This is a genomic window from Streptomyces palmae (assembly GCF_004684805.1).
Classification (GTDB): Bacteria; Actinomycetota; Actinomycetes; order Streptomycetales; family Streptomycetaceae; genus Streptomyces; species Streptomyces palmae.
Genome location: NZ_SRID01000534.1, coordinates 1 through 3,537 on the forward strand (window position 1 = coordinate 1; position 3,537 = coordinate 3,537).

Here is a 3,537-nt window from a genome sequence, read left to right on the forward strand (position 1 = left end):
AGCCCCCACCCGAAGCGGACGGCCCCGCCCCGGCCGTGGCACATGACCTCACCGAGAGGTGAATCCTTTCCGGACCTCCCCGCCTCTTGTCGGTGTACCGGCCGAACGGGCCGACAGAACCGGGAGGAAACACTCATGATGATCACTGGACTCGTGGTGATCGGAGCCCTGCTCGTGGGCGCGTGCAGCTGGCACCTGATGCGGCGCTCCAAGGGCCGAAGCTGACCCGCGCCCGCACCCGGAACGCCCTCGGCAGACGAGTAGCCCATGAACCCACGCTTCTCCTGGCCCGACGAGCGGCTGATCAAGGCCGCTCAGGACGGCGACGTCACCTCACTCACCACCGTCGTCATGAAATCGCAGCCCCACGTCCGCAAGTTCGCCCTGTCGCTGTGCGCCTCGCCGCAGGACGCGGAGGACGCGGCGCAGGAGGCGCTGATCATCCTCTACCGGAAGATCGGCACCCTGCGGGCCACCGGCGCGCTCGCCTCCTGGATGTTCCGGATCGTGCGCAACGAATGCCTCCGGCAGGTACGGCTGCTCGTGCCGCGGGGCGACCAGGCGCCGGCCGAACCGGAGACGTCCGCGGAACCGTCCGCCGAGGAGGCGGTGCTGCGCAGGCTGGAGGTGGAGCGGATCGCCGCCGCGGTCTGCGCCCTCCCCCGCGACCAGCGGCAGGTCCTGATCATGCGGGACCTGCAGGGCCTGCCCGGCAAGACCGTCGCCCATGCGCTCGGCCTGAGCAGCGCCGCGATGAAGTCGCGGCTGCACCGAGCACGCACGACACTGCGCCACTCGCTCACAGCGACCGATCAGGCCACCGGCCGACCAGTCGAAGGAGACTCATGACCGTGAACACCGCGACGCCCGCGGAGGCGGCCAAGGCCCGGCCCACCGCACAGACCGCGGCGCCCGAGGCGAACTTCGCCAGCAGCTCCGTCCCGCGCCACCTGGCACGCGGCGCCATCGGCTTCGGGCTGATCATCGGCTCGATCGCCCTGGTCCCCGTCGCCGGCCCGGCCGCCCTGCTGGCGGCCCCGCTGTCCCTGATCGCCTTCCGCGGCTGCCCCACCTGCTGGATGGTCGGCCTGGCCCAGACCATCTCCCGCGGCCGCCTGGAGCGCCGGTGCACCGACGGCGTCTGCACCCTCACCAGGGCGCACCGCTCGTGACCGCGATGGGCACCGGCGGTCCGGACGGCGCCCCGATAGGCTCGGGGGTGGGGAGCACTGATCTCTAAGGAGTCCTGTCCATGCCCAATCGCAAGCCCGTCGAGTCCTGGCTCACCGACATGGACGGGGTGCTGATGCACGAAGGCATCCCGGTGCCGGGGGCGGACACCTTCATCAAGCGGCTCCGGGAGTCCGGAAGGCCCTTCCTGGTCCTCACCAACAACTCGATCTACACCGCCCGGGACCTGCACGCCCGGTTGAGCCGCATCGGCCTGGACGTCCCCGCGGACCACATCTGGACCTCCGCCCTGGCGACCGCGAAGTTCCTGGACGACCAGCACCCCGGCGGCTCGGCCTATGTGATCGGGGAGGCCGGGCTGACCACCGCGCTGCACGACGTCGGCTACATCCTCACGGACACCGAGCCGGACTTCGTGATCCTCGGTGAGACCCGGACCTACTCCTTCGAGGCCATGACCAAGGCGGTCCGGCTGATCAACAACGGGGCCCGGTTCATCGCCACCAACCCCGACGAGACGGGCCCCTCCGCCGAGGGCGCCCTGCCCGCCACCGGGTCCGTCGCGGCGCTGATCACCGCGGCGACCGGCAAGAAGCCGTACTTCATCGGCAAGCCCAACCCGCTGATGATGCGCACCGCGCTCAACACCATCGGAGCGCACTCGGAGACCAGCGCGATGATCGGCGACCGCATGGACACCGACATCCTGGCCGGTCTCGAGGCCGGGATGGAGACCTTCCTGGTGCTCACCGGGCTGACGAACGAGGCGGACATCGACACGTTCCCGTACCGCCCCACCCACATCAAGGGATCCGTCGCGGAGCTGGTGGACCTCGTCTGACCGGCGGGGTCACCGGCGGGACGCGCCGGTGACCCGGAAGACCGCGGGCGTGCCGTGGCCGCGCGAGGCGCGGGGGGGAATGCGCGGCCACGTAACGGCATGATCGGCGCATGTGCTCGGGGCGTACTCGCGCGACGGTCTACGGGAGTCGGGCCCTTCACGCACGCGCCCCGTCCACCCCGGTGGCCATCGGGCCCGCCTATCCTCAACAGGCCTTATGCGCCCCGGCGTTGGCAAGGGCCAAGAAGGGACGGGCCAGTGTCCTCCCAGCCTCGTGACCTCACCCCGCACCGCTCGCCACGCGACCTGTTCGGCGCGGAGACGTGCCACCCGGGCCCGGTCCGTAGACTGCCCGCGTGGCATTCATGAGCACCCCGCACTGCTGCTTCCACTGATCGGAAGAGACGCAGGGCGATGCCGGACGGCATCGCCCCACTCGGTGTGCCCGCCGTAGGAACCGCGTCTTCGGCGCGACCCGTCCCCATCCGGGACGGTGACGTTCCCGACCCGACCCGTTCCCGATCCGGAACAGTGGCGTTCCCAGCACGACCCGTCCCCTTCCAGGACGGCGAGGTCGCCGGCGCGCGGGCAGGCCGAGGCCCCTTCCCTCAGCTTCCCTTCCAGCCCTGCCAGCCCTGCCAGGAGTGCCCTGTGCCCGCGTTGCCTCCCCCTGCCCTTGTACGCTTCCTCGACCCGCTGCGCTGCCCTGTCTGCCGCAGCTCCCCGCTGCGCCCTGACCGCGGCGCGCTGCGCTGCTCGGCGGGGCACACCTTCGACATCGCCCGGCACGGCTACGCCGGCCTGCTGACCGGCACCCGCGCCACCAGCGGCGATGACGCGGCCATGGCCCAGGCCCGGGACCGGTTCCTGAACACCGGCGGGTACGCGCCCATCCGCCGGGCCGTGGCCCACCTGGCGGCCGGCGCCACGGCGGATCGGGGCACGGTCGTGGACGTCGGCTGCGGCACCGGCTACTACCTGGCCGGGGCGCTCGACGCGCTGCCCGGCGCCCGCGGTCTGGGCCTGGACACCTCGGCTCACGCGCTGCGCCGGGCCGCCCGGGCCCATGACCGCGCCGCCGCGGCGACCTGGGACGTCTTCCGGCCCTTCCCGCTGGCCGACGCGGTGGCCGATGTCGTGCTGGACGTGTTCGCCCCGCGCAATCCGGCCGAGTTCCACCGCGTGCTGCGCCCCGGCGGCCGGCTGGTCGTGGTGCGTCCCACCGAGCGGCACCTGGCCGAGCTGCGCGGCCGGATACCGGCGATGGTCGCCGTCGACCCGGCCAAGGAGCGGCGTCTGCACCGGGCCCTCGACCCCTTCTTCGAGGCCGTCACGACCGAGGAGCTGGCGTACCCCCTGGTACTGGCCGGATCCGAGGCCCTGGACCTGGTGGGGATGACACCCAGCGCCCGCCATGTGCGGCCGGTGCGCATGGCCGATGACGGCCTGCTGCCCGGCCGGGTCACCGTCTCCGTACTGGCCACCGCCTACCGGCCCCGCAGCAG

General features: G+C 72.3%; 4 protein-coding genes. All 4 read left to right on the forward strand.

The window, feature by feature from the left end; translation table 11 throughout:
- Nucleotides 1–267 precede the first annotated feature (267 nt).
- Nucleotides 268–849: an RNA polymerase sigma factor gene (locus tag E4099_RS30485; protein ID WP_135342338.1), complete on the forward strand. Its 582-nt coding sequence runs from the start codon at nucleotides 268–270 to the stop codon at nucleotides 847–849.
- Nucleotides 846–1,172, forward strand: a complete 327-nt coding sequence (locus E4099_RS30490) for a hypothetical protein (protein WP_135342339.1) — start codon at nucleotides 846–848, stop codon at nucleotides 1,170–1,172. Before E4099_RS30485 ends, E4099_RS30490 begins: the two co-directional genes overlap by 4 nt.
- An 80-nt stretch (nucleotides 1,173–1,252) precedes the next feature.
- Nucleotides 1,253–2,032, forward strand: coding sequence for an HAD-IIA family hydrolase (locus E4099_RS30495; protein WP_135342340.1), 780 nt, complete (start codon nucleotides 1,253–1,255; stop codon nucleotides 2,030–2,032).
- 651 nt (nucleotides 2,033–2,683) lie between these two features.
- Nucleotides 2,684–3,537 (forward strand): putative RNA methyltransferase (locus E4099_RS30500; RefSeq protein WP_209446803.1); only part of this gene is annotated, 854 nt, incomplete at its 3' end.

Bases quoted from the DNA above. Each gene is read 5' to 3' on its own strand.
- E4099_RS30485 (WP_135342338.1), top strand. From the start codon at position 268: ATGAACCCACGCTTCTCCTGGCCCGACGAGCGGCTGATCAAGGCCGCT.
- E4099_RS30490 (WP_135342339.1), top strand. From the start codon at position 846: ATGACCGTGAACACCGCGACGCCCGCGGAGGCGGCCAAGGCCCGGCCC.
- E4099_RS30495 (WP_135342340.1), top strand. From the start codon at position 1,253: ATGCCCAATCGCAAGCCCGTCGAGTCCTGGCTCACCGACATGGACGGG.